General features: G+C 34.0%; 3 protein-coding genes. 2 read left to right on the forward strand and 1 reads right to left on the reverse strand.

Features of this window, described 5'->3' with window-relative positions; genetic code table 11:
- Window positions 1–383: MobA/MobL family protein (locus PH235_RS14520; RefSeq protein ID WP_272162961.1), on the reverse strand; the 383-nt coding region annotated here is incomplete at its 3' end.
- A 375-nt stretch (window positions 384–758) separates the two neighbouring features.
- Between PH235_RS14520 and PH235_RS14525 the strand changes: the two genes are divergently transcribed.
- Together PH235_RS14525 and PH235_RS14530 are read left to right on the forward strand one after the other, a co-directional pair.
- Window positions 759–1,070 carry a hypothetical protein gene (locus PH235_RS14525; RefSeq protein ID WP_251385845.1) on the forward strand — a complete coding sequence of 104 codons (312 nt, stop codon included), beginning with the start codon at window positions 759–761 and terminating at the stop codon, window positions 1,068–1,070.
- 179 nt (window positions 1,071–1,249) lie between these two features.
- Window positions 1,250–2,494, forward strand: a 1,245-nt coding sequence (locus PH235_RS14530; protein ID WP_272162962.1) for a phospholipase D family protein, incomplete at its 3' end; no start/stop codon positions are given.

Here is a 2,494-nt window from a genome sequence, read left to right on the forward strand (position 1 = left end):
GCATCGTCACGATGAATGGCAATATCAGCAACCATTCCTTTTTGAACAAACTCGTTTTGAGCAAAAGATCGAATGAGTTCTTTTTGTTGGTCATGATTCAGTTCAATTGGTAACGCAATGTTTAATTCGCGTGCTAATTGCGAGTCTTTGCGCTTCTCTACTTTTTCAACTTCATTCCATAAACGGTTCCGATCTTTCATCCATTCTGGCGCATTGGAAGGAGTTAGAATCATGGTTTCCGGTTGTACATTACGAGCATAAAACTTTTGTTCATCTGTGCGTTCATCATGTAGTTTTTCGCCACTGCGATAAGCAGCTGCAGCAATAGCCGATTGGCCTTTTGAACGGCTGATAATTTGCATCGATAGATGGTAAATTGCCATGATTCTTTCCTCCTTTCTTGAGAATGGATTTGTATTTTGTAATAAGTTGATGAGAGCACGAGGTGCACTAATCAACGCTTTAGATGAAATCAGCATCATGAACACCAAAGGTGTCAGATGGTGGTTTCATCTTTGCCGATAGGCAAACAAGGTTTATGAAATTCGCCATCTAGGCGAATGGGTCTTTGGTTTTGTCTTTTCGTTCCGAAGGAACCGCACACATCGGTACGATGTATAAGTGCGCCCTTATCTCTTCGATCTAAGGGAATTATACCATATCCTGGTGAGAGAATCTATGCTAAGGATACCAATTTATCTCAATTTTTGATATAATCGATACAAACATTAGGGAACAGAAAAAGGAGATGATAATGGATGCCGAAGAAGCGAACAGATGAGGAAATTCTTCAGGAGTTAGAAGAGAAAATTGAGAAGATGAAAGCAAAGAAACAACAAGTTGAATCGCGTAAAAAAGAAAAAGAGAGAAAAGAAAGAACAAGACGACTAATTCAAGTCGGCGCGATCTTTGAGAAATACTTTGAGATTCAAAGTGAAGAAGAAGCAGAAAAGATTGCAAAGTCTCTCCAATCATACGTAACTAAGCATAAAGAGAAAAGACTAACTCTTAATCATGAAAAGTTAGAACAAAACACAGCTGAAGAAGAAGTTTCAACAACTAAAGAATAACAAAGGGAACATGAAAAAGTGACGCTTTTATTATTAGGTATTGCTTAAGAAACGCTCTCTCACGTAATTAACTTTTGTTTTGCTTATAACAGGTTCACTAATTGCAAAATAACGTAACTTTATTTTACTTATTTCTTGCTTTTAATTCCGTATCTTATTAATTGAAAGGGGTATTTAAGTTGGGAAATTACTTAAATATTTTATATAAAGGCGATTTTGTGAAACTACCCGTAGAAGAAATTTTTGATGAGCATAAATATCAACACTTAAGAGCAGCCACTTTTGTTTCATCACCTCGTTTTGTTTTTGATACTTTTTCTAATTTTGAAACGATCGATTTAATATTAGGTATTGAAGATACTGTCTTTTTAAAATCATTTCAGTTAGGCCTTGAGAAAAGTCTTAATCCGGAAAGAATTACAGAGACTTGGGAAAGTTTTGATAATGAAACAAAGAACAAGATCGTTGACAATAAATATAATATTTTTTATCCACTAAAAAACAAGCCTATACACAGTAAAATCTACTTATTAGAAGGGCAAGATGAATACAGAGTGGTTATAGGTTCGGCAAATTTAACTAATAAGGCTTTTACAGGTAATCAATTCGAAGAACTGCTCGTCTTTGATGAACCAGAAATGTATCAGCTATATTTACAACGCTTTAACTTTCTAAAAGAGTCGTCTGTAGATTATATCTACGAAAAATTAAAGCAGCAATGGAAAGAGCAAAATGTTGAGAAAGAAAAGGTTATCTATTTCACTGGGGATAAAAATGAATTTCTATTTGAATTGCAAAAAGAAGGCATAGAAGAATTGAAAGTCATTGAAAAAGTCATCACAGAAGACGAGAGAAAAGATTTAATTACTGCAATGGATCAGGAAAAAGAGCAGAATGAAAAAGAGAAAGAAATAAGTTTGATTCTCAATGAAGTTACACGAAAAAAACCAAAAGCTAACGCACGAATTTTTAAAACAGATGTTGAAATTGATAAGATAAAAAATAAAATTTTATCATTACAGCATACAACAAATAGAAACTCTCATGATAATGATCCAAGAATACCCTTGTATTATGATGAATTCAACAAAAGAATTGTTCAACAAGAAACCGTCGATGAACGTAAAATAGGTAAACCTGTAAGTAGTAACGAAATAGATAAAGGTGCTCTCATATCTAATATAAGAGGAATACATAAATTCATTGAGGGATATGAAACTTTTACGGTCAATACAGATTTACTTAACCAAAAAAGGGTATACGAAGCAATCTTATATTCACTAACAGCCCCTTATTTATTCAAAATAAGGAATGAATATGTTCTTCAAAAAGGAAGAGAAAGCGAAAGAAGTGCGGTCTCTCCATTCCTGATGATAGGAGGGAGGGCGCGAAGTGGTAAATCAGTAGCTTTAGAATTCTGTAAT

Origin of the sequence: Trichococcus sp. K1Tr (assembly GCF_028309625.1) — a bacterium.
Taxonomy (GTDB): Bacteria; Bacillota; Bacilli; order Lactobacillales; family Aerococcaceae; genus Trichococcus.

Excerpts from the sequence above, each read along its gene's own strand:
- PH235_RS14525 (WP_251385845.1), top strand. The coding sequence starts at position 759 with ATGCCGAAGAAGCGAACAGATGAGGAAATTCTTCAGGAGTTAGAAGAG.